This is a genomic window from Streptococcus sp. F2, from assembly GCF_056500955.1.
In genome coordinates, this window is record NZ_JBWKAI010000029.1 from 1 (window position 1) to 22,876 (window position 22,876).

General features: G+C 40.5%; 22 protein-coding genes and 1 pseudogene. 2 read left to right on the forward strand and 21 right to left on the reverse strand.

Annotated elements, in window-relative coordinates; translation table 11 throughout:
- Positions 1–191 (forward strand): annotated as a pseudogene (locus ACYTR8_RS08545) (IS5/IS1182 family transposase); the annotation flags it as partial.
- Positions 192–196: 5 nt separating this feature from the next.
- Here ACYTR8_RS08545 and pepV read toward each other — a convergent pair.
- Positions 197–1,606, reverse strand: coding sequence for a dipeptidase PepV (pepV, locus tag ACYTR8_RS08550; protein ID WP_479642007.1), 1,410 nt, complete (start codon positions 1,604–1,606; stop codon positions 197–199).
- Between the two features lie 177 nt (positions 1,607–1,783).
- Entirely contained in the window at positions 1,784–2,386 is a 603-nt protein-coding gene (locus ACYTR8_RS08555) for a nitroreductase family protein (protein ID WP_269760643.1), read from the reverse strand.
- A gap of 313 nt (positions 2,387–2,699) precedes the next feature.
- Here ACYTR8_RS08555 and spxB point away from each other — a divergent pair, with 313 nt between their 5' ends.
- A complete protein-coding gene (spxB, locus tag ACYTR8_RS08560) occupies positions 2,700–4,439 on the forward strand; it encodes a pyruvate oxidase (protein ID WP_479642008.1) in 1,740 nt (579 codons plus the stop codon).
- Between the two features lie 53 nt (positions 4,440–4,492).
- On the opposite strand, the gene uvrC is transcribed toward spxB, so the two are convergent.
- The 19 genes from uvrC to lepA all read right to left on the reverse strand — a co-directional run bounded on the left by uvrC (position 4,493) and on the right by lepA (position 22,670).
- Positions 4,493–6,277 (reverse strand): excinuclease ABC subunit UvrC, encoded by a 1,785-nt coding sequence (uvrC, locus tag ACYTR8_RS08565; protein ID WP_479642009.1) that lies wholly within the window; start codon positions 6,275–6,277, stop codon positions 4,493–4,495.
- A gap of 20 nt (positions 6,278–6,297) precedes the next feature.
- Complete coding sequence (locus ACYTR8_RS08570) at positions 6,298–6,555, reverse strand: HAD hydrolase family protein (RefSeq protein WP_269760640.1); 258 nt, start codon at positions 6,553–6,555, stop codon at positions 6,298–6,300.
- Between the two features lie 55 nt (positions 6,556–6,610).
- Positions 6,611–7,987, reverse strand: coding sequence for an NAD-dependent succinate-semialdehyde dehydrogenase (locus ACYTR8_RS08575; protein WP_269760639.1), 1,377 nt, complete (start codon positions 7,985–7,987; stop codon positions 6,611–6,613).
- Positions 7,988–8,063: 76 nt separating this feature from the next.
- Entirely contained in the window at positions 8,064–8,771 is a 708-nt protein-coding gene (gene pynA / locus ACYTR8_RS08580; protein WP_479640299.1) for a pyrimidine 5'-nucleotidase PynA, read from the reverse strand.
- A 15-nt stretch (positions 8,772–8,786) separates the two neighbouring features.
- Positions 8,787–9,353, reverse strand: a complete 567-nt coding sequence (locus tag ACYTR8_RS08585; RefSeq protein ID WP_269760638.1) for a sugar O-acetyltransferase — start codon at positions 9,351–9,353, stop codon at positions 8,787–8,789.
- Positions 9,354–9,519: 166 nt separating this feature from the next.
- Entirely contained in the window at positions 9,520–10,026 is a 507-nt protein-coding gene (locus ACYTR8_RS08590) for a YkgJ family cysteine cluster protein (protein ID WP_479642010.1), read from the reverse strand.
- 96 nt (positions 10,027–10,122) lie between these two features.
- A complete protein-coding gene (locus tag ACYTR8_RS08595) occupies positions 10,123–11,172 on the reverse strand; it encodes an extracellular solute-binding protein (RefSeq protein ID WP_111716660.1) in 1,050 nt (349 codons plus the stop codon).
- Positions 11,159–11,953: a response regulator transcription factor gene (locus ACYTR8_RS08600; protein ID WP_269760637.1), complete on the reverse strand. Its 795-nt coding sequence runs from the start codon at positions 11,951–11,953 to the stop codon at positions 11,159–11,161. Before ACYTR8_RS08600 ends, ACYTR8_RS08595 begins: the two co-directional genes overlap by 14 nt.
- Before the next feature lie 3 nt (positions 11,954–11,956).
- The gene (locus ACYTR8_RS08605; RefSeq protein ID WP_269760636.1) at positions 11,957–13,606 is read right to left on the reverse strand and encodes a sensor histidine kinase; all 1,650 of its coding nucleotides are present in this window, start codon (positions 13,604–13,606) and stop codon (positions 11,957–11,959) included.
- Positions 13,607–13,751: 145 nt separating this feature from the next.
- Positions 13,752–14,579: a PTS system mannose/fructose/sorbose family transporter subunit IID gene (locus ACYTR8_RS08610; protein WP_003051128.1), complete on the reverse strand. Its 828-nt coding sequence runs from the start codon at positions 14,577–14,579 to the stop codon at positions 13,752–13,754.
- Positions 14,576–15,385, reverse strand: a complete 810-nt coding sequence (locus ACYTR8_RS08615; RefSeq protein WP_479642011.1) for a PTS mannose/fructose/sorbose/N-acetylgalactosamine transporter subunit IIC — start codon at positions 15,383–15,385, stop codon at positions 14,576–14,578. The genes ACYTR8_RS08610 and ACYTR8_RS08615 overlap by 4 nt, the downstream gene beginning before the upstream one ends.
- 15 nt (positions 15,386–15,400) lie before the next feature.
- Complete coding sequence (locus ACYTR8_RS08620; RefSeq protein WP_003051135.1) at positions 15,401–15,892, reverse strand: PTS sugar transporter subunit IIB; 492 nt, start codon at positions 15,890–15,892, stop codon at positions 15,401–15,403.
- An 18-nt stretch (positions 15,893–15,910) separates the two neighbouring features.
- The gene (locus ACYTR8_RS08625; RefSeq protein ID WP_111716667.1) at positions 15,911–16,336 is read right to left on the reverse strand and encodes a PTS sugar transporter subunit IIA; all 426 of its coding nucleotides are present in this window, start codon (positions 16,334–16,336) and stop codon (positions 15,911–15,913) included.
- Positions 16,337–16,542: 206 nt separating this feature from the next.
- A complete protein-coding gene (locus tag ACYTR8_RS08630; RefSeq protein ID WP_479642012.1) occupies positions 16,543–17,562 on the reverse strand; it encodes a YeiH family protein in 1,020 nt (339 codons plus the stop codon).
- Positions 17,563–17,671: 109 nt separating this feature from the next.
- Positions 17,672–18,841 (reverse strand): Mbeg1-like protein, encoded by a 1,170-nt coding sequence (locus ACYTR8_RS08635; RefSeq protein WP_479642013.1) that lies wholly within the window; start codon positions 18,839–18,841, stop codon positions 17,672–17,674.
- A gap of 189 nt (positions 18,842–19,030) precedes the next feature.
- Entirely contained in the window at positions 19,031–19,327 is a 297-nt protein-coding gene (locus tag ACYTR8_RS08640; RefSeq protein WP_479642014.1) for a bacteriocin immunity family protein, read from the reverse strand.
- A 235-nt stretch (positions 19,328–19,562) separates the two neighbouring features.
- Positions 19,563–20,213 (reverse strand): HD domain-containing protein, encoded by a 651-nt coding sequence (locus tag ACYTR8_RS08645; RefSeq protein ID WP_479642015.1) that lies wholly within the window; start codon positions 20,211–20,213, stop codon positions 19,563–19,565.
- A 12-nt stretch (positions 20,214–20,225) separates the two neighbouring features.
- On the reverse strand, positions 20,226–20,663 hold the full coding sequence (gene msrB, locus ACYTR8_RS08650; protein WP_111716680.1) for a peptide-methionine (R)-S-oxide reductase MsrB: 438 nt from the start codon (positions 20,661–20,663) through the stop codon (positions 20,226–20,228).
- Between the two features lie 174 nt (positions 20,664–20,837).
- Entirely contained in the window at positions 20,838–22,670 is a 1,833-nt protein-coding gene (gene lepA / locus ACYTR8_RS08655; protein WP_111716682.1) for a translation elongation factor 4, read from the reverse strand.
- Positions 22,671–22,876: the final 206 nt, after the last annotated feature.

Consider the following 22,876-nt stretch of genomic DNA (forward strand, 5'->3'; position numbering starts at 1 on the left):
TGGCATGCTTAAATCTCAAAAAACTGGTCAAAAGGATGGCGGGAGAGCCTTTTTATTTTGTTCAGATGAGGTGGTTTAAGCACGGAAACAGCCATTTTTATCTAAAAACACTAAAAAAGACAAACACCAAATCGATGTTTGTCTTCAATCTGAGAGCTGGAACACTGTTCCAGCTCTTTTTGCTGTCATAAACATCTTATTTAATTAATTCATAGATAGCTTCAGCATAAATAGCTGCTGAGCGATAGATGTTTTCCAAAGGCATGTATTCGTTTGCTTGGTGCATGGTGTTTTCATCACCTGGGAACATCGCTCCAAAGGCCACACCACGTTCTAGCAAACGACCAAAGGTTCCTCCGCCGATAACTTGTTCGTAGCCTTTAAGACCTGTTTGTTTTTCGTAAACAGCAAGCAAGGTAGATACTAATTCATCATCCATTGGCACATAATGAGGTGTATGCTCATGATCAGAAAGGCTTACCTTAGTTAATCCTGGTAATTTTTCCAATCCTGCTTTTAAGGTTGCCGCATCAATTCCTTTTGGATAACGGAAATTCAAGGCGATGGTATTGTCAGCTGATTGACTATCAAAGTTGAAGACACCCGCATTCATGCTCAAGGCTCCCATACGGTCGTCGGTATAAGCAAGGCCTAGTTTTTCTGCCGCAAAGTCTTCATGAAGCACTTCACCTGCCACATGTAAATAATCTTTAGCAGCCCCTTCAAAGGTAAATTGATTCAGGAATTTAGCCAGTAGGGTGGCACCATTGATTCCAGCTTCTGGAGTCGACCCGTGAGCAGACTTCCCAATAATAGTTACTTCAATTTTACCATCAGTAGCCTTCATAGAGCCTTTAACACCATATTCTGATAAAAATTGCTCCAAGGCTGCTTCTAGCACATTAAGGTCATGCGGTGCCGTGATGACAGCTGTTGCAGATTCTGGTACCATGTTTTCACGCAATCCACCTTGGAAGCGATGAAGCACAAAAGCACCATTATTGTCACCAGCGAAATGGAGGTATTCGGTGATGTTTCCTTTTTCACCGTTGATAATTGGGAATTCAGCATCTGGTGAGAAACCAAAGTCTGGATTTTTCAAACCGTTATGGGCAAAGTAATAATCCATATCACCCCAACCAGATTCTTCATCGGTACCAACGATAAACCGTACCTTTTTAGACACAGGAAGGCCCAACTCTTTAATAATTTTGAGGGCATAATAACATGCCATGGTTGGTCCTTTGTCATCAGAAGATCCACGCGCATAGATACGGTTATCTTTAATCACTGGCTCATAAGGATTCGTCTCCCAACCGCTACCAGCTGGCACAACGTCAAGGTGACCAAAGATTCCTAGCACTTCATCACCTTGGCCAAATTCAAAGTCACCTGCATAATTATCGATATTACGCGTTTTGTAACCATCACGCTCAGCCATTGCGAGGAAATGCTCCAAGGCCTTAACTGGTCCTGGTCCAAAGGGATGTTTGTCATCAGCTAATGTGTCATCGCGTTCTGAATTGATGCGTAACAGGTCAACTAAATCTGCTAACATGGCTTCTTTACGTTTGTCAACTTCTGCTTTAAAATCGATACTTGTCATTTTTTCTCCTTCTTATATTTCTTTCCTTAAAAAGGTCATCATTATTAAAAGTCCTAGATTTCCTAGTCTATACAACGAGGAGTAAAAGAACATCTTGCTTTAGCTGTCAGATAAGGTAAAACCATCAAGAGGTATTTATCAGCTGACGCTAACAGCGTGAGACGATGTAGATAATAATTACCTTCTTTCAATCACTTCGTCAACGGGTAGACGATAACTAGGTTCTGGTTTTTCATCACTGTAGCCAACTGTAATCAGCAATTCTGGACGGAAACGCGAATCAATGTCTAAAATCTCATTGGTCGTTGACTTATCAAAACCAAGAATAATATTAGATGCTATTTTTTGATCCGTCAAAGCTAACACCAAGTTCATAGCCACAATACCAGCATTAATAGCTAAATATTCACCTGTTTGAACCTCGTTAAACGAAGCAAATCGTGGTGGCAATGTTTCCATGTAATAACCAATTAAGTCGTCTGGCAATGATTTGACACCAATACGAGCAATTTTACGAGAACGCAAGGCCAAATCAGTATCTGAAAATAAGGCAATCACATATTGAGCCTGTTCTACCTGAAGTTTATTTGCTAGCGGTAAGCCTTTAGCAAGCTCATCTTTTTTCTTTTGAACCACTACAAATTTCCATGGTTGAATATTGTTAGCACTAGGTGCTAGAGTCGCAATTTCAATCGCCGTTCGCAAGTCATTATAGTCAACTGGCTTGTCATTAAAGGTCTTAATGGCATGACGTTTTTTGTTCAATTCTAGAAATTTCATCTCAAAACTTCCTATCTAATTCTGATTTTTAATACCCTTTCATTTTACCATAAAAAGTGTTTAAAGCCTTCTGAAAATCACAATTTCACGACATTTCTATTTTTTATTACTAATTAGTGCAAGTTTCTTGACTTATTTCTTTTTGAGCAGTAAGATAGCTATATCAGAATAATATTAAGACTGACCAACAGGAAAGTCTGCTACAATTCACCTCAGTTAGGGAAATATCTCTACAGGGTATCCAGCTATCTGAATTGCAACACGACTTTCCTTCAAGGTCGTGTTTTGTCATTAGCTAAAGGAGGACATTCGTATGAGTAAGATAAAAGCATCTGATGCGATGATAAAAGTTATTGAGGCTTGGGGCGTTAAAACCATTTATGGACTTCCTGGCGGATCCTTTGATTCCACCATGAATGCTCTATACAATCGCCAAAACAGTATTCAGTACATTCAAGTGCGCCACGAAGAAGCTGGGGCTCTTGCTGCAGTCGGAGAAGCTAAGGTCACTGGTCGTATTGGTGTCACCTTTGGCTCTGCTGGACCTGGAGCTGTTCATTTGCTCAATGGATTATATGATGCTAAACACGATGGCGTGCCTCTACTTGCCCTCATTGGTCAAGTACCAACCTTCAACATGAATAAATCTTATTTCCAAGAATTAAATGAAAACCCCATGTTTGAGGATGTTGCCATTTACAACCGTACTGTTATGACAGCCGAACAATTGCCTTATGTCGTGGATGAGGCAATCCGGCAAGTCTATGCCCACAAAGGGGTTGCTGTGGTAACCATTCCAAAAGATTTAGGATGGCAAGATATCGAAGACACTTATGTCTCAACCGCAGTGCATTATCAAAAACCTTTGTTGTCAGTTCCAAATCCTGAACACATTGATCAAGCGCTAGCTCTCTTACAAGCAGCCAAACGCCCTCTCATTTATATTGGGCTTGGTACTCGTGGGGCGAGAGAAGATATTATGGCCTTGGCAAAACAACTAAAAGCGCCAATTTTAAGTTCAGCACCTGCTAAAGGTATTGTTCCCGATGATTTTGAACTCTATATGGGGTCTGCTGGTCGGGTAGCTAGTAAGCCAGGGGTTGAGATGCTACAGCAAGCTGACACCATTATTACATTCGGAACAGACATGCCTTTCCAAGGACACTTTATTCAAGATGACACGACATATATTCAAGTGGATATTGACGGTACCAAATTTGGTCGCAGACATCACGTTGATTTAGCTATTCTTGCCGATGCCAAACAAACCATCAAGGCCTTGCTTGAAAAAGGCAGAGAATTACCTGAAACAGATTGGTACCGTGTTGCTTTGGCCAATAAGAAGAATTGGCAAGAGTGGATAACCTCTTTTGAAGATGACGACCGTGAACCTTTACGTGTAGAACCTGTCTTTAAAGCTATTAATAACATGGCCACTAAAGATGCTATCTTCCAAATTGATGTAGGCAATGTTACCATTGACGCCGTTCGCTTCCTCAAAATGAATGATCAACAAGCCTTTACGACTAGCGGTTGGTATGCTACCATGGGTTATGCCCTTCCAGCAGCTATTGGAGCTCAAGCAGCCTACCCCGACCGTCAGGTTTGGTCCATTTCAGGAGATGGTGGTTGGACCATGAACATGCAAGATATTGCAACGGCTGTCAAATACCGCATGCCAATCATCAACTTGATTTTGACCAATGAAAGCCTAGGTTTTATTGAAGCAGAGCAAGACGATATGCCACAACCCCATTCTGGCATTGACCTCATGGATATTGATTTTGGTAAAGCTGCTAGTGCCATAGGCGCTAAAGGCTTTACGGTTCATAGTTTAGCAGAACTCAAAGTGGCTTTCCAAGATGCTCAAGGAGCTACTGGTCCTGTGGTAATTGACGTTAAAATCGCTAACGATCGTCCTCTTCCTGTGGAACAGTTACGTTTGGATTCTGAAACATACGATACTGACCTTGTGCGTCAATTCACAGAAACTTACGAAACCCAAGGATTGTTATCATTTAGTCAGCTATTGAAAAACGTTCAAAGTCACTAAGATAAAAAGAAAAACGTCTGAGACAGAAATGTTTCAGGCGTTTTTAATTGTGATTAACTTTGCTGACCGTCTGTCAGATGCTGATGGACAGCTGATGCCACCGCTCTAGGAATCCCTAACGAATGAATCTCATCTGGACTAGCTGATGCAATGGCTGTCATGGTTTTAAAATGTTTAAGCAGTATCTGCTTGCGCTTCGGACCTAGTCCTGGAATCTTATCCAATTTCGAAGAGAATGAATTTTTACTGCGAACCTGTCGGTGGAAAGTAATCGCAAAGCGGTGCACCTCATCTTGGATGCGATGCAAGAGAAAAAATTCTTCTGAATTACGGGGTAAGGGGACTACCTTGAGTGGCTTGCCAAAGAGTAATTCATGGGTCTGGTGCTTATCATTTTTTTGCAAGCCCGCAATAGGAATCGTTAAACCTAGTCGGTCTTCAATCACTTCTCTGGCCGCATTGACTTGCCCTAGCCCACCATCAATGATGATTAAATCAGGAGCTACCAGTCCTTCATGTTTAACGCGGCTATACCTTCGAAAAATCACTTCCCTCATGCTGGCATAATCATCTGGGCCCACCACTGTTTTAATCTTAAATTTACGATAATCTTTCTTACTAGGTTTCCCGTCAACAAAAACAACCATAGCCGCTACGGGGCTTGTCCCTTGAATGTTGGAATTATCAAAAGCCTCAATGCGGACTGGCTTGTCAATCCCTAACAAGTGGCCTAGATTGTCAATGGCACCGCTAGTTTTCTTAATATCTTTTTCCAACAAATCAAATTTTTGCTGAAGGCTAACACGTGCATTCTTAGTCGCCAAAGCCACCAATTGTTTTTTCTCACCCCGTTTTGGTTTGATGATTTTTGTTGGCACAATAGCGGCTACTAGTTCTTCGTCAATAGCTTCTGGAATAAAGACTTCTTTGGGGATGAAATGCTGTTTATCTTGATAAAACTGCCCCATATAGGTTAAAAAATCTTCTTCTGCATCGTTGTAGTAGGGAAAAAGATTAACATCACGCTGAATTAATTTCCCTTGACGGACAAAGAAGACTTGGACACACATCCATCCCTTATCAACAAAGTAGCCAAAAATATCCCTGTCTTGTAAGTCCTTGCTCATCACCCGCTGCTTTGTACGCATGGTGGCAATACCTGAAATCAAATCTCGATATTCAGCGGCACGTTCAAATGCCATTTCTTCAGAAGCTGCTAACATTTTTGCCCGCAGCCCCTCAATAATCTTGTCATCCTTACCATTCAAAAAGTGTTTGACATCCTCTACCAGACCATCCCAATAAGCCTTATCTGTATGGCAGATAGTATGAGCACAACACTGTCCTAAATGGTAATAAAAACAGACCTTATTGACAGGGTTTTTACATTTCTTAAAGGGAAAAATGCGATCCAGCAATTTTTTCACTTCGTTAGCGGTGTACGAATCTGGATAGGGTCCAAAGTATAGGCCATCATTTTTCTTAATTTGTCTCGTAATAAGCAGGCGAGGAAAGGTTTCATTGGTGATTTTGATAAAAGGATAAGACTTGTCATCTTTGAGCTTGATATTATATTTGGGCATGTTTTCTTGAATCAAGTTGATTTCAAGCAAGAGTGCCTCAGTATTTGATTCGGTCACAATAAATTCAAAATCGGCAATCTCAGAGACCAATAATTCTGTTTTGGTATCATGGCTACCACGAAAATAAGACCGCACTCGGTTCTTCAAATTCTTAGCTTTACCTACATAGATAATGGTTCCCTCTTTGTCCTTATGCAAGTAGCAACCAGGACTATCTGGCAAGAGTTCTAGCTTGTGTTTAATCAGTTCATTCATGCTACTAGTTTATCAAAAATTTAGGTTTTTGACCTCAAAAAGAGCCCTAGGGCTCCTTGGTTGATGTAGGCACCATTTTCACTGACTATCGTTATCTGGTGAGCGTAGTCTTTGAAAAATCTTTTGATTTGGTCGTATTGATTGCCACTGATGGCAACAAAGCGTTTCCCCTGTGCCTGTAAACCCTCAAAAACATGGGCAAAGCGCTGACGGTCATAATCATTAGCATCTGTTAAAAATGTGCCATCCATATCTGTTGCAAAAACATTGATGTCCATAATATCTCCAAAAGAACCCCTAAAAACAAGCACTATGTCCTTAGGGGTTGAAAAATTACTGTTGATTTGGGGTGTAGATAAGGTGTTCGTTTACAAAGGAGGTAAAGCCAAGCTCACTCAATTCACGGCCATAGCCTGAATTTTTAATCCCACCAAATGGGAGCTCTGGAAGACTAGTCCAGCCTGAGTTGATAAAGGACATACCAGTTTCAATCTTAGCAGCCACTGCTTCCGCATGCTCTTGATTGCTACTAAAGATAGTACCTCCAAGACCATAGTTAGAGTCGTTAGCCACTTCGATTGCTTCTTCTTCTGAAGCCACTTTGTAGATTTCACCAACTGGTCCAAAGATTTCTTGGTAGTAAACAGGGTTGTCTTTTGTGAGGCCAGCAATAATGGTTGGCATGACGAAATTACCTGGATGATCAATCGCTTCACCACCATAAACCAGTTCCGCACCATGATCCAAGGCCAACTTAATTTGGTCAAGAACATCTTCTTTAGCTTGAGCTGATGATAATGGTGCCAACGTCGTTTCGGGATCCATTGGGTCACCCCATTTAGCTGTTTTGAAGACTTTTGTTAATAATTCTTTGAAACGGTCATAGTCTTTGTCAAGCACGATAAAACGTTTCGATGAGGTACATACTTGTCCTGCATTGTAGAGACGAGAGAAGTAAAGAACCTTCTCTAATTGATCCCAATCCGCGTCATCAAGGATAATAAAGGCATCATCACCACCCAATTCAAGGGTTGTTTTTTTCAAGTTTTTACCAGCTTCTTCTGCAATGCTAGCTCCTCCACGTTCGGAACCTGTCAAGCAGACACCAACCACACGTTTATCAGCAATCACTTGTGATACTTGGTCATAAGAAATAAACAAATTGGTAAAACTACCTACTTCAGCACCAGCTTCAAGAACTAATTCTTCGAAAGATTGGGCAGAGCGTGGGCAAATGGAAGCGTGTTTTAAAACCATTGGGTTTCCAACAATAAAGTTTGGCGCAAAGACCCGCATGATTTGATAGTAAGGAAAATTCCAAGGCTCAACAGCTAGGATAACACCTGTTGATTGTTTCAAATAGTAAGCCTGACCAGAATCTGTTTCTAGTGGCGTAGACATCAAAAATTCATCTGCCTTATCAGCATAGTAATCAGCAATATCGGCACAAAGATCTACTTCACCTTGGGCTTCTGTGAACAGTTTTCCCATATCTTTGGTCATGATTTCAGCGTATTTGTCTCGGTCACGACGAAGAATATTAGCCACTTGATGAAGCTGGGCTTTACGTTCTTCTAAATGATCTTCCTGACGCCATTTTTTATAGAGAAGGTGAGCTCTTTCAAGAACATCTGCCACACCTTGGTCGGTCATGTTATCGAATGCATGAAGGACTTCATTTGTATAAGGGTAAATTGTTTGATAAGCCATCACATATAGCCTCCTTTTCTTAATACCTTTAGTCTATCAGAAATTGAAATCGATTTCAAAAAATGGCTACGCTATTTTAAAGGCTATTGTCAGTTGTTCCGACAATAGAGGTCAGCAGGGCTTGATAATCTGACACCTCATAAGTCGGATGGACAGGACTGTTATTTAGGAGGTGCTTTGGGTTATACCACAAGGTATCCATGCCAGCATTAATTCCCCCTTGAATATCAGCCGATAAACTGTCCCCAATCATCAAAGCTTGGTCAGGTTGGTAATGAGGCACCTGCTGGGTCATCCAATCGTAGAAAGCTTTGTTAGGTTTTTGACTACCCGACTGTTCCGAAATAAAAATGGCTTTGAAGTAAGGCACCAAACCAGACGCTTCCAATCGACCTTGTTGGATTGTTGCGATACCATTGGTTGCCGCATATAGGTTGTAGCCTTTGGCGACTAGTTTTTCTAACAATTCCTTAGCACCAACATAAACTTGCCCTTGATACTTTAAATGCTTTTGATAAGCTTCTGCTAACTGCCTACCATCAACCGTCACTCCAAAATGAGCAAATAACAGAGCAAAACGAGAATTAATCAAGTCTACTTTACTAATATCTCCATGTTCCAATTGTTTCCACAGGTTTTGGTTCATCGGTTTATAGTAGTCCTTATAGGCCTTAATATCAGTAACTTGATATTCTTCTAGCAACTTGGTCAAGGCAACCTCTTCTGCCGCATCAAAATCAAGTAAGGTATGGTCAAGATCGAAAAAAAGAAATTTGTAATGCACTTTTTGCCTCACTTTCTACTCCTGTTCGATTTCTCTGACAACTTGGCAAGGGACACCAGCTGCGAGGGAATTAGCTGGAATATCATGAGTGACGACTGAACCTGAAGCAATCACACAGCCACTGGCGATGGTGACACCAGGCATGACATTGACATTCGCACCAAACCAGACATTATCACCTATGGTAATTGGTAACGCCTTTTCCAGACCCTCATTGCGGCGTTTATAGTCTAAAGGATGATTGGCCGTGTAAAAGCCTGTCGAAGGACCAACAAAGACATTGTCTCCCAAGGTAATCTTTGCACCATCCATGAAGTAACAATTACTATTCACAAAGCAATTCTTCCCAAAAGTGATATTTGTGCCATAATCACACATAAAAGGACTAAGCAGGACTAAACCATCAAAGGCCTGCCCCATGAGTTGTTTTAGAATAGTAGAACGCTCCTCTTCTCGACTAGGTTTTAATTGGTTTAAATCAAAACATAGATCTTGTGCTTCCATGCGTTTTTGAATGAGTTCAGCATCAAAATTAGCATCATACCATTCGCCGCGATTCATTTTCTCAAATTCTGTTGTCATTAGGTACTCCTTTTTAGTCTATAATTACTATATACTATACTACTTGCTCCTTCTTTTATCATTGAAAAATCAGCAATCTATGCCAGTCACTCTGATAAAAAGCAAGGTATCCATTCAACAGGCACCTCCCGACGAAAACTAGAGACAAACCGCCCTCTCATGAAGTTTAACAATTGTCTAAACGCTTCCTTAAGCGTTCCACAAACTCGTAAGCTGCTGGACAAATCAAGGTATTCTTGAGCGTGAGGTGATTAATCTGGTAGATTTTTTTGCGGTCTGTGTGAGGGAATTCTCGGCAGGCTTTGGGTCTCACATCATAAATGCCACAAAGATTGTCCCCGCCTAAAAACGGGCAAGGCATGGACTGGAAAACCTTATCACCATCCTCATCCACGCGCAAATAAGTTTTTTCAAAGGTTGCCAACTTCATCCGAAAGAGCTTGGCAATTTTGACAATATCAGACTCTGTCAAGTCAGGCCCTAAATCTTTACAACAGTTAGCACAGGACGTGCAATCAATCTCTTGAAAAACCTCTTGATGAATGTCTTGGACGATCTTATCGAGATGTTTAGGTGGTTTTTTCTTTAAGGCTGCTAAAAACTTTCGGTGTTCAGCCTGCCGTTGCAAAGCAAGTTGATGGTATTTTTCAATATCAATGGTTTTTGGTGACATAATCCTGACTTTCTTAAGGGAACTTCCTTTTTATTATACCATAGAAAAAAAGGCTTTAAAGCCTCTTTTCCAAGACTGAAACAGTTCTCCGTCCAGTCATTCTTTAATATCCTCCAGATCTTTCTCCAATTGGTTGTAGGTGTTTAATATCTTTTTCTTATGCTTGGTCACATAGGCATAATCTTCTTTTAGAGTAGTAATCTCCTCAAGTGGTTTCATGTCATGACTTGTCTGAGCGTCTTGACGAACGGGTCTGTTACTGGTTGACTGACCAAACGCATGTTGCACATCTCGAGAAAGCATAAAATTAATGAACAACTTGGCTTCTTCCATCGCTGGAGCATTTCTGACAATGGCCACAGATGAAGGAACAAACACTGTCCCTTCTCTAGGGTAGACAATCGAAACGTTGGCGCCGCTCTTTTGGAGATTAATGCAAGGATCTTCATAGGTTAACCCAACAATCATCTTTCCTTCAGCGACAGATTGGTAGACATCCGACGAACTAGCAGCCCTCATTGAATTGGTATTGATGAGCAATTGCTTCACATAATCCCAAGCTTCTGAATGAGTATAGCCACCCTTAGCAAGTAATATATTTGTTAACTGCGAAAAAGCACTGGAAGACTTATTCGGGTCAGCAAAAGCTATCTTTCCTTTTAAAGCTGGTTGAAGGAGATCTTCATAACTTGTGATGCTAAGTCCTTGTGCCAATTCATTATTCACAATCAAGACACTGCCATTAATGGTGTAGGGAGTGGCTCGGTCACTAGGCAATTGGTAATCTGGAAGGACTGTCGCTACCTCAGGAGACAGGTAAGATTCAAATAAGTGTTTATGACTTTCAAATTGCGTGTAATTGCCTCCAAAGAAAATGTCAGCTTTCAAAGAACTTCTCTTCTGGCGCAAGCGATCAATGAGCTGGCCAGTCCCTCCTTGGATAATCTTAACCTTAATCCCATATTTTTCCTCAAAAGCAGGAATGGTTCCGGTCAAAATCGTTTGGCTATTCGGACTCAAAATCACGAGTTCTTTTGATGGTAATGTTTTAGAAGGTGATGAATTGGCAAGAGTGCAAATGCCAAGAAGAAGAAAAAGAACCAAAAGAACCAGGCTAATCCTCCAATTCCAATTAGTTTTTCTCATGACAAGCTCCTTCGTGTGTTTTCAGAAAATGATGTTCTTTAAAAGCTTTGACTGTCTGGCCAAGGTATTTTTTGAACACCCTGTCAAAATAACGATAATCATAAATCCCAACTGCTTCTGCTATTTGGTATACCATTAAGTCCGGCTCTTTTTCCATTAGTTGAATGGCCTGGTTAATACGGTATTGGTTGATATACTCATTCAAAGTCATTTGAAGGTGTTTTTTTACGATTTGATAAAGGTAACTTTCACTATATCCCAACTCATGAGCCAATTGACCTGTGGTAATTTTATCTTGAAAATGCTCATGTACCCAATTCAGAATAGCTTTGACAATGTCAGGAAACTGATCATTCACCTGCGGTAAAGGAAGGTATAGAGAGGAACTTTCCTGTCTGCCTGCTTTCTTTTGACTTTCTATCTGATCAACGATGCTTTGAAGACAATCCCAAAGAGCAGCTTTTTCGATCGGTTTGGTTAAAAATTCCAGAACACCATAATGAATGGCTGATTGTGCATTAGGAAAATCGGCATAGCCTGATAAGATAATTTTGGCATAGGTCTGTTCCTTGGTCTCTTCAAACATGTCAAATGCGGTCATGATGGGCATGTTAATGTCTGTCAGGACAATATGTGGCTGACACTCTCGGATCAAGGCAGCGCCTGCTTTACCATCTTTAGCCTCGCCTACAACGACAATTCCTAAAGACTCATAGTCAACGGCGTAGCGCAGCCATTTTCGGATAATATGTTCATCTTCAATAATCACTAATTTATACATTGACTACTCCTTCACATGATAGCTGACAGTGAACTGGTCGTCTTCTTGGGCAAACTCCAATGACACTTCTGAAAAATGATGTTTGAGACGACGGTAAGAATTAACCAGTCCATGATGAGATTCTGCCGCTTCCAGTTGTTCTCGAATGGTTAATTGCTTTTGAGGTGATATTCCTGAGCCGTTGTCACTCACCGTAAAGACAATGTGATTGTCTTTGCAATAACAAGCTATCTCAATCCGGACATCGTGACGTTCTTTTAATCCATATTTTATAGCATTTTCAATTAAAGGGAGTAAAAACAACTTTGGCACTGTGAGGTTTTCAAGGTCTAGCGAGAGGTGAAAACAGTATTGTAATTCTTCAAAACGCACCTGATTGATGACCAAGTAAGAATCAATCACACTTAAATCATCTTTGAGTAGGACAGGTTTGGTGGAATCTGTCAGACTATACCGCAGTAATTTGGTGAGCTGAATAACAATTTTTTCAGTTAAAACTGGATCGTAATGGCTAGTGATTAAAATGGTTTCTAAAGTATTGTAGAGAAAATGAGGGTTAAACTGAGCTTCCAACATCCGTTTTTCAAACACCAATTTTTGCGTTTCCAAGGCCAAGGTCTTGTCATGTAGTTCCTGTAATTGTTCCACCATGTGATTAATCTGAGCAGATAAATATTGAAATTCGTCTTGGCTGTCCAAGTCAATCCGGCTTTTTTCCTGGCGAGAAATAGCTCCCATCTCTTGAACCATTTGATTGATGGCTATCGAATTTTTAGCTGCAATACGATTGGCCAAGCCACTCGATTTGCGCTGTAAAATCACAAAAATAATAAGAGAAGAAATGAGTGAGAACAAGACAACTGACGTAATCGGAATCAGCGGTCGGTACATGTATAACCAGAGATTTCCTTGCAGTGCTACTTTTCTCACGACAAAGGCACGATGATTTTGGAAAACAAAGTAGTCTTGCAACAAGGAACTATTAACCTTATCCAAACTGGAAGTGATAAAATCACGGTTGGTAAAGGTAAAAGTATTATCTAGTCGATCTGCAATGACCAAATCAGAGGTCAAGGTCTTACTTGGATGGAGAAAATCTTTACCATTCATGACTAAAAAGACATGCCCTTTAACTTTTTCTTGGCTGATTATTGGCTTAATCACCATCAGATAATGACCTTCTTCATTATCCATTGTTATTCTAAAGAAAGGCTTTTTGGTCTTTGCTCCTGCCAAAACTTCCTGGATATAAACCGATTTGCTCAGAAAAGAACCCAGATGGGGATTGCTAGCAAACAAAAGGGTTTGGTTTTGGGAAAAGATAAAAAGATCAGTTGACAATTGACTTGTTTGCCGAAGATGAAAATAGTGTTTGCTCAACTCTTCAGCGCTAATGCCTCCATTTAGAAAAGGCTCAACACTCGTTTTTCCTAAGTCTTCTAACAAATTCTTTTGCTTAGTCACGAAACGGTGGTAACGGTCCGCAATCGTATTGACATCGCGGTACAAGCCAATTTGCTGTGGGGCTAGAGAGAAAATGACAAAAAGACCAATCAAAAGCACTGATAACATGAGTGATTGGTAAGAAAAATGCCGTGAAATGTCCTTTTGCAATCGTTGTTTAAACTTTTCTTCCACCTGGTTACCTCGCATTTTTGTCTCCTTACATTATAGCAGATTCTTAACCGCTAACAGGTTTTTTCCAGAAATATTGCATCGCATCACGTCTTGCCATTAATGAAAAAAGATAAGTAAGACAAGAAAACTTATCTTACTTACCTTTGTTGCTAGGAGATTATTAGCAAATGCCTAAAAGGCCAAGAATAATGCCAAGGAACATGATACCAAACATAATCCAGTTGATATTAACCTTTTTACGTAAGAGCCAAAAGGCTGCCAAAGTTACCAAAAGCGGTACAATGCCAATAAATAACTGATCAAGGTAATCTTGAATAGAAGCTGCTTCTTTGGCACCTTTCGCAGCAACCGTAAGAATGGTTTTGAATTTCACATTTGAAGCGGTCATTGATCCAACCATCATCAACCCAAGCATGCTTGAGGTTTTGGTCACAATTTTGATGCCACCAGATTCGTAAAGTTTTTTGATAAAGCCTGCACCAACAGAATAACCGCCATAAAGACTGTAATAATGAATGATAAAAGCAGGGATATTATACAAGAGCAAGAAGACAACAGCACCCATGGCTGACCCTGTACTTGCCAAGGAAATCCCAATTCCTGCAGCAATAACTCGAAGAATTCCCCAGAAGAAGGAATCTCCAACGCCGGAAATAGGTCCCATTAGGGATGCTTTTACCGCCGTAATGGCACTGGCATCAAATTCAGGATCTTCACTATTTTTCTTTTCCATCGATGCCACAAGACCCATGATAAAGTTATTGATGTGCATGGTGGCATTGAACCATGTCGTATGTCTAACCAGCGCGTCTGCCTTATCTTTATCTGTTTTGTAAAAATGATTAATAACAGGTAAAAGGGTGTAAATCACACCAACAGCATGATACTGGGTTGCACCTGTACGGCTGGCATTCATCGTCCATGAGCGCCAGAAGACTGAGCGCAACATTTTGCGTTCTTCTCTGGTCAAATTATCTTGTGATGTCATGCGAAGAAATCCTCCTCTTCTGATTCTTTTGAGTCAAAGCTTGTCTGATTGCTAAAGGCTCCCTTAGTGATAGCATCCAATTCCAAATCACGTTGGGAACTAATCACACATATAACTGCTCCAAGCGCAGCTACGGCCACAGCTGGTAATTTCAAATAAGCTGTTAAGACAAAGCCCAATAGGTAAAAAACAGCTAATTTGTTGGTCCACAATAATTTCATCAGCATGGCAAAACCGACGGCTGGCAAGAGGCCACCTGCGGCACTTAGCCCATTCATGAGGTTTTGAGGAATGTGTTCCACAAAGGCATTTACCGGACCACTTCCTACTAAAATACCAATAAAAGAAATAGCGGCAATGATCAAGTAATAGATAATCCAAGTACCGTAGTGAAGCATCACTAACTGACCTTGATGGTTAGCTTCAGCTGCTTTATCAACCATTGGAGCAAAGATATTCATGAAGACATTTTTTAAGAACATGACGACAAAAGCTGCCAACATTCCGATTGGAACAGCTAGAGTCATAGCTGCTTTTTGGTCAATATGTGAAATAATGGTAAAGGTTGTTGCCATAGCAGTTGCCGTTACAGGTTCTGCAGCAATCACACCACCAATATTAACATTTCCTAGGAAGAGGGCTTCTAGAGAAGCTCCCATTAAAATGCCGACCTTCATGTCTCCTAAAAGAAGACCTGTGACCAAACCAACCACCAAAGGTCTTTCCATCATGCTTTGACCGGTTAAATAATTTCCCCCAAAACAAATCAACACAGCTAATGCTGCCATTGTTGCTGGTACTAACATACTTTTTACCTCTCTTTAGTTGACTAATTGGCTCAAATGAACCTTGGTATTGGATGGCAATACTTGGTTAAAGACATCAAGATTTGGCAAACTTGCTAATTCTTTTGCGGCAGCCATTTCTTCTGGGTTCAACAAAAGACTTGGTGTCACCTTAACCTTGCTTGCTGGATCTGACTTATCAAAGCGTCCCACATTAGCCACATTAACAGCTTCTAAGTCTGGAACTTCTTTTGCGATGGCGCAGGCATCTTTGACAGAATTCACAATAACAAAGATACGCTTGTCTTTGGCGCGTGGGTCATTAAAGAGCTTAATAGATTCTTCAACAGAACGGATAAGCAATTTCATGCCATTTGGTACAGCCATTTTTAGGGTCATTTGAGTGATCTCATTTTTAGCAGCTTCATCGTTGGCCACAACTAAGAGTGGAGCATTCAACTCTTTGGTCCAGACAACTGCAACTTGACCATGAATCAAGCGATCATCAACACGAATTTGGGTAATCATTTGTCTTCCTCCTAGATATTAATCAAAAAAGTCATCTTCTGAATCCGTAGCAGGGCTCAAGTCAACCAACTGAACCTGAGACTCATTGATAACGGTTACAATTTCGTCTTTAGTAAGCGCCTCATCAGGGTTCAAAAACATCACTGATAACAAGGTCGCTAGATTACTATTTGTGATTAAAAAAATATTATCTTTACCACTGGCCATCACAGCCGTTACCATTTTCTGATTCACACTACCACCTAATAAATCAGTAAAAATGAGGCCCTGTTCATCTGCTGCTACCCCAGCGATAAAGTCATCAATCTGGCTAGTATAATCACTATCATCAACATAAGCATCAATGATTTCAAGTGACTGACCCATCCCTGCTAAAATGTCGATGGAACTTTGCAAACCACTGGCTAGTCTACCGTGACTACCAATGAGAAATTTTCGTTTCATTCCTATCCTCCTCTGTTAACAAAAACTGCTGAATAAACGATAATTGCTTATCTCAACCAGTTGTCTTTACTGAACTGGTTTAACGATAAGTTTATTTTATCAAATGAAAACGTTTTAAAAATGCATTATTCTCTTTAAAATGTAGACAATTCTACACAAATAAGGTACAAAAAAAGAAACCAGTCAAACTGATTTCTCGTGTCTGATTACCAAATGCCCAAAGCGAATTGCATGCCTAGACTGACAAGAGTAATGGCTACCCAGCAAATAGCCCCTAAAAGGATAGCTTGACCGCCCGTCTTGATTAATTTAACCAGGTTTGTATTTAAACCAATCGCTGCCATAGCCATAACAATAAAGAATTTGGATAATACTTTGAGGGAGTTGAAAACATCGGCATACACACCAAAGCTGGTCATCAGCGTTGTAATGAGGGAAGCTAATAAAAAGAAGAGGATGAAACGAGGGAATGACTTACTAAGGCTGAAGCCTTCTTCTGTAACGATTTCATGCTCTTTTTTAGCTCGGTAAAGAGATAAGCCTAAAGTAATTGGAATAATAGCCAAGGTGCGAGTCAACTTGACAATGGTTGCGCCATCTAGTGTATTGGAATGGTGAATGGCATCCCAGGCCGTGGCCGTTGCAGTCACGGAAGAGGTGTCGTTAACAGCTGTCCCAGCAAAAATAGCAAAACCTTCATTAGATAAGCCTAATAATTGTCCTAAACTTGGAAATAGCAAAGCTGCTAAAATATTAAAGAGAAAAATGACTGAAATAGCCTTGGCAATCTCATCATCCTTTGCCTTAATGACAGGAGCTGTCGCTGCAATCGCTGATCCCCCACAAATGGAAGAACCTACACCCACCAAAGTAGCCGTATTCACATCCAAGCCTAACCACTTTTGCAGGCCATAGGCAACTAACAGCGCGGTAGCAATGGTTGAAACGATAATCGGTAAAGACTGCATGCCCACTGCCATAACTTGGGTTAAGTTTAATCCAAAACCAAGCAAAACAACTGCTGTTTGCAAAATATACTTGGATGTAAAACTAATTCCCTCTTTAGTCTTGTCACTATTGTGATAAAACAAGGCTAACAACATTCCTAAAAGAATAGCAAAAACAGGTGCTCCAATAATGGGAAATAAGCGCCCTAAATACCAGGCTGGAAGAGCTAAAAGCAGACAAAGTAACAAGCCTGGAAGTTTTCTTAAATAAGTTGACATACTAACCTCCTTTTTCATTCCCTATTATAGACCTTTTACAAAGGCTTGTAAAATTGACCCTCATTCCTCAACATTCCTGTCATTTAGCTTTGGTGAGTCAACCATTGGGTTATTTGATCCCCTTTGTAAGCGCCAACAACTGTTGCAGGTGATTATGGATATTTTCAGAAATATCTCGACGACGATAACTACCATAGGTTACCATCAATTGGTCAAGGGATTTTACCATCACCTTCTTTTTCTCATGATCAATAGACTGTAATGAACTGATTACCCGCATCAAGGTTAAAAACGCCTTATCGTCAATACTAAAGGCATTTAGACTAGTGATCCCAGTAGAAGCCAAACAATCAAAAAAAGTATCACACAATAGTTTCAGATCTTGTTTTGATAACTGATTGGTCCAGTCTTTAAACGTTTCTTCTAAATCATAACTAAGTGCGCTTCGCTTAGGTACTCTTTTAAATTGAGCATTCGGCGTGATTTGCCAATTAACCACTTGATGTTGAAACAACCCATAAGACTGGCTCTGAACAATTTTTTCAGGTACATCACAATAAAGCATAACACCTATAATAGCATCTTGTGGCTTTATCACAACCAGTCGACGGCGAATGGCTTGGTAACCTGGATGAGTAAGAAATTCTTTGATGAGACCAGGCGAGTCAAAAAGATAAATGTCCTTGAGAGAGGCTTGCACATTCTTTGGCACAAAACTAGCGGCATACAAGGCTAGGTTTCCTCCTTTAGAATGCCCACTCAAGACTAATTTTTGATTAGGGTAATAGGTGTGATAGGATTTAAGGTAGTCTATGGCGGAGCGATGAGCTGGAATTTCCCGCATATAAGTAAGCTTGAAATCCTCTTTCCATCCAATCAAACTGTCATCGGTCCCTCGAAAAACCAGTTGAGTATAATCAATCGAAGGAAGACGAAACACCATAGCTGCAAACTGCTTTTCAAACTCAGTATTGATGTCATTGATATAGTGCGATAAGGTCAGTTCTGAAAACCGCTTTGACTGACACATCATTTGAAAGAGATCCAACCGTTCTTTTGTGTTTAAAAAATCATAGGGAGCCCCCTTGATTTCTCTAGTCTGCAGTAAAGGCAACTGACTTAGTTTAATTGTCGCCTCTAGGTGATTATCATCAGCCACTAACTCATCAAAAGCCAGGTAACCAATTTCATTAACCACCGCAACATCTAATTCATTTAAGGCTAAACTATGATAGTCACGATTCCCATTAGTCTTTATATAATCTAAGAGGGTTGCCATTTTCTCACCAGCTTTCTTAGCTTTAGTTTACCTATCTTTTCATCAAGCGTCAAGTAACTTCCGCCCGGCAGCTACTTGTAACCTCTCATCATCCTGAACACAGTCAAAAAACCTAAAACCATAAAAGGTTTTAGGTTTTTGATCAGCAAATTGGTTCTATCAAAGGACCATCTGCTGTTAAATGGTCATTTAATAACCATATCGAATTTGTAATAAGGCATACAAGTCATCCAATTGAGCAGATTCTTTCGCTGACAAGGTAATCTGATGTTCCTTTAAAACTGTTAAAACTGCCACTGTCATACGACTTAAAATAAAAGGGATAGAGGACTCTCCTCTCTTTAACTCCTCATCAAAAGAGAGTAATACTTTTTGTAGTGGTTCTTTTCCACCACTTTGCTTCAAATCTGCCACTAAATCTTTGATGAGTAGCGAAGCTTGCTGTTGGCGCTCATTTGCTCCTGAAAACCAGTTTAATCTAGACATTTTCCGTTCTCCTTTATCTTGTCTTCTTAGATGTTCACCTACCATCTAATGACTTCGTTACGACATCACCAGCATAATCCTATACTACTTTTTTTCAACTCATTTTGATGTCCAAATCATCAACGGTCTTTTTATGGTCATGAACTGTTTTGATTGTTCAAACTAATTCTATGACACACCTCAGAATAACTCGATATAACCCATACGTGTCTTTTAAAATATACCAGTTGATTTCTTAACGCAAGCCATCCCATTCAGCATAAAATTCATCTAAATAAGACACCAAAACCTGATGACGATGCTCCGCAAGCTGACGACCGTAAGTGGTATTCATGCGCTCTTTCAAGGTCAGTAATTTCTCATGAAAATGCATGATGGCTGTCCCATCCTGACGATATTCCTCAACAGTCATGGTCTCTCTCGGTAGTCTATCAGGATCATGAATCAATCGACCGGTGTGACCTGAGTAAGCCATACAACGGGCAATACCAATGGCACCAATAGCATCGAGTCGATCAGCATCTTGAACAATCTTAGCCTCCAAATTCGTCAATGGTTTCCCGTGACCGCCTTTAAAAGAGATCGTATCAATAATCGTCATGACCTGATCAGACTGCTTCTGCGATACGTCATGACCAGCTAACCAAGTCAGAATATCTTGGCGAGCTTTCTTTGGATCAGCATTAAGTTTGTCATCAGCCATATCATGCAAGAGAGCTGCCAACTGACAGATGAAAACATCTCCCTCTTCCTCTTGGGCGATAATCTTAGCCAAGCGACAAACACGATTCACATGCCAAAAATCATGACCACTAGCATCCGCTGCCAGTTTTTCCTTGACCCAGGCTTCTGCTTGGGCTAATAGCTGCGCTTCTTTTTCAGTCATTTTGAAAACCTATTATTTCTCATCAAACAATGTGAGCCATTGGGCATAGCCTTCTTTTTCCATCTGCTCATAAGGAATGAATTTAAGGGCTGCTGAATTGATACAGTAACGCAAGCCTCCAGCTTCTTGAGGACCGTCACTAAAGACATGCCCCAAATGCGATCCCGCTTCCCGGCTTTTAACTTCAACCCGTCTCATCCCATAAGAAGAGTCATCGTGGTTCGTGACCATGCGATTTTCAATAGGTTTTGAGAAAGCAGGCCAACCACAGCCAGAATTAAATTTATCCAGTGATGAAAACAAGACCTCTCCACTAACAATATCGACATAGATCCCCTTCTCAAAAAAATCATCATATTTCCCTGTAAAAGGACGTTCTGTCGCCGCATGTTGGGTAACCTCATAAGAAAGGTCGCCAATCCGTTTTTTCAAGTCATCTTTTGTCTCCATGAGAAACTCCTTTCAGGTGTGTTAATGCTTTCATTCTACCAAAAAAACGACAATCTCTTGAACCATTTGTTTAGAATCTGTTCTAAACTGCTCTTGATTAGCCAATTCTTACGTCTCTAAGAGATTCCAACTGACCAAAAAAGCCAGATAAGTAATCTGACTTTTCAAAAATCATTATTTTTTGGCATCGTCATCCATTGAGAGAACACTCAAGAAAGCTTCTTGAGGGACTTCTACCGAACCAATCGATTTCATGCGTTTTTTACCGGCTTTTTGTTTTTCGAGCAATTTACGTTTACGAGACACGTCACCACCATAACACTTAGCCAAAACGTTTTTACGAAGGGCCTTGATGTCTGAACGAGCAACAATTTTTTGACCGATAGCCGCTTGAATAGGCACTTCAAATTGTTGACGTGGAATGATTTTTTTCAATTTCTCAACAATAATTTTCCCACGTTCATAAGCAAATTCTTTATGCACAATAAAGCTGAGCGCATCAACCTTATCCCCGTTCAGTAGAATATCCATTTTCACCAGTTGTGACTTGCGGTATTCTGAAATTTCATAATCAAAACTAGCATAGCCACGCGTTGATGATTTCAATTTATCAAAGAAATCAAACACAATTTCAGCCAGTGGAATTTGGTAAATCACGTTGACACGATTATCATCAATGTAATCCATGGTTACAAAATCACCACGCTTGCGCTGCGACAATTCCATAACAGCCCCAACGAACTCTTGTGGCACCATGATTTGCGCTTTAACATAAGGCTCTTCAATAGAAGCCACCCGCGTTGGATCCGGAAATTCTGAGGGATTAGACACTTCAATCATATCCCCATCAGTTGTGTGAACATGATACACCACGGACGGTGCTGTCATAATCAAATCAATGTTAAACTCACGCTCTAAACGTTCTTGAATCACGTCCATATGAAGCAAACCTAAGAATCCACAACGGAAACCAAAGCCAAGAGCTTGTGACGTTTCTGGTTCAAACTGTAAACTGGCATCATTCAGTTGTAATTTTTCAAGCGCTTCACGCAAATCATTGTATTTATTTGATTCAATCGGATAAATACCTGCAAAGACCATTGGATTCATTTGTTTGTAGCCATGCAAGGCTTCCTTAGCAGGGTTATTAGCTAAAGTTACCGTATCCCCCACACGAGTATCCGCTACTGTTTTTATAGAAGCCGCAACATAACCAACATCTCCCGTCGCAAGGAAATCTCGTCCAACTGCCTTAGGAGTGAAAATCCCAACTTCTGTGACATCAAAGGTTTTTCCATTCGACATCATTTGAATTTTATCGCCAGGTTTGACAATACCATTCACAATCCGAACTTGCAGGATAACGCCTCGATAAGCATCGTAAACAGAGTCAAAAATCAAGGCTTGTAAAGGCGCATCCACATCACCCGTAGGAGCAGGAACCTTCTCAACAATTTGCTCAAGAATCTCTTCAATCCCGATACCAGCCTTGGCTGACGCCAGAACAGCCTCAGAAGCATCAAGCCCAATCACATCTTCCACTTCATGACGAACCCGTTCAGGATCAGCAGCTGGCAAGTCAATTTTATTGATAACAGGTAAAATTTCCAAATCATTGTCGAGGGCTAGGTAAACATTAGCCAATGTCTGCGCTTCAATTCCCTGCGCTGCATCAACAACTAGAATGGCTCCCTCGCAGGCTGCCAACGAGCGAGATACTTCATAAGTAAAGTCCACATGCCCTGGGGTATCAATAAGGTGGAAAATGTACGTTTCCCCATCCTTAGCCGTATAATTAAGCTCAATGGCGTTTAACTTGATGGTAATCCCACGCTCACGCTCCAAATCCATGGAGTCTAGTAACTGGGCCTGCATTTCACGAGAGGAAACGGTCTCTGTCTTTTCCAAAATGCGATCAGCGAGAGTAGATTTGCCATGGTCAATATGTGCAATAATGGAGAAATTACGAATCTTCTCCTGACGTTTCTTTAAATCTTGACTGTTCATTCTATTTTCCTATACATTTAGTCTTTCCCTCTATTATAACAAAAAAGACAGGCCTTTGCCTATCTTTTCTTACTGATTATCACGCCGTACGCATGAAAACTTTCTCTTCATCCTTTTGTGCCCGGACATCAATTTTGAAAAGATTCCTTTTTAAATCAATCATCTGCTTAGCCTCTTTCTCCAAATAATTGGACTAAATAATCTTT

Bases quoted from the DNA above. Each gene is read 5' to 3' on its own strand.
- ACYTR8_RS08645 (WP_479642015.1), bottom strand. From the start codon at position 20,213: ATGACTGAAAAAGAAGCGCAGCTATTAGCCCAAGCAGAAGCCTGGGTC.
- ACYTR8_RS08585 (WP_269760638.1), bottom strand. From the start codon at position 9,353: ATGACAACAGAATTTGAGAAAATGAATCGCGGCGAATGGTATGATGCT.
- ACYTR8_RS08640 (WP_479642014.1), bottom strand. From the start codon at position 19,327: ATGTCTAGATTAAACTGGTTTTCAGGAGCAAATGAGCGCCAACAGCAA.
- ACYTR8_RS08570 (WP_269760640.1), bottom strand. From the start codon at position 6,555: ATGGACATCAATGTTTTTGCAACAGATATGGATGGCACATTTTTAACA.
- ACYTR8_RS08615 (WP_479642011.1), bottom strand. From the start codon at position 15,385: ATGTTAGTACCAGCAACAATGGCAGCATTAGCTGTGTTGATTTGTTTT.
- ACYTR8_RS08555 (WP_269760643.1), bottom strand. From the start codon at position 2,386: ATGAAATTTCTAGAATTGAACAAAAAACGTCATGCCATTAAGACCTTT.
- ACYTR8_RS08625 (WP_111716667.1), bottom strand. From the start codon at position 16,336: ATGAAACGAAAATTTCTCATTGGTAGTCACGGTAGACTAGCCAGTGGT.
- pepV (WP_479642007.1), bottom strand. From the start codon at position 1,606: ATGACAAGTATCGATTTTAAAGCAGAAGTTGACAAACGTAAAGAAGCC.
- spxB (WP_479642008.1), top strand. From the start codon at position 2,700: ATGAGTAAGATAAAAGCATCTGATGCGATGATAAAAGTTATTGAGGCT.
- ACYTR8_RS08575 (WP_269760639.1), bottom strand. From the start codon at position 7,987: ATGGCTTATCAAACAATTTACCCTTATACAAATGAAGTCCTTCATGCA.
- ACYTR8_RS08635 (WP_479642013.1), bottom strand. From the start codon at position 18,841: ATGGCAACCCTCTTAGATTATATAAAGACTAATGGGAATCGTGACTAT.
- ACYTR8_RS08610 (WP_003051128.1), bottom strand. From the start codon at position 14,579: ATGACATCACAAGATAATTTGACCAGAGAAGAACGCAAAATGTTGCGC.
- msrB (WP_111716680.1), bottom strand. From the start codon at position 20,663: ATGGAGACAAAAGATGACTTGAAAAAACGGATTGGCGACCTTTCTTAT.
- ACYTR8_RS08590 (WP_479642010.1), bottom strand. From the start codon at position 10,026: ATGTCACCAAAAACCATTGATATTGAAAAATACCATCAACTTGCTTTG.
- ACYTR8_RS08595 (WP_111716660.1), bottom strand. From the start codon at position 11,172: ATGAGAAAAACTAATTGGAATTGGAGGATTAGCCTGGTTCTTTTGGTT.
- ACYTR8_RS08630 (WP_479642012.1), bottom strand. From the start codon at position 17,562: ATGTCAACTTATTTAAGAAAACTTCCAGGCTTGTTACTTTGTCTGCTT.
- uvrC (WP_479642009.1), bottom strand. From the start codon at position 6,277: ATGAATGAACTGATTAAACACAAGCTAGAACTCTTGCCAGATAGTCCT.
- ACYTR8_RS08605 (WP_269760636.1), bottom strand. From the start codon at position 13,606: ATGCGAGGTAACCAGGTGGAAGAAAAGTTTAAACAACGATTGCAAAAG.
- ACYTR8_RS08620 (WP_003051135.1), bottom strand. From the start codon at position 15,892: ATGATTACCCAAATTCGTGTTGATGATCGCTTGATTCATGGTCAAGTT.
- lepA (WP_111716682.1), bottom strand. From the start codon at position 22,670: ATGAACAGTCAAGATTTAAAGAAACGTCAGGAGAAGATTCGTAATTTC.
- ACYTR8_RS08600 (WP_269760637.1), bottom strand. From the start codon at position 11,953: ATGTATAAATTAGTGATTATTGAAGATGAACATATTATCCGAAAATGG.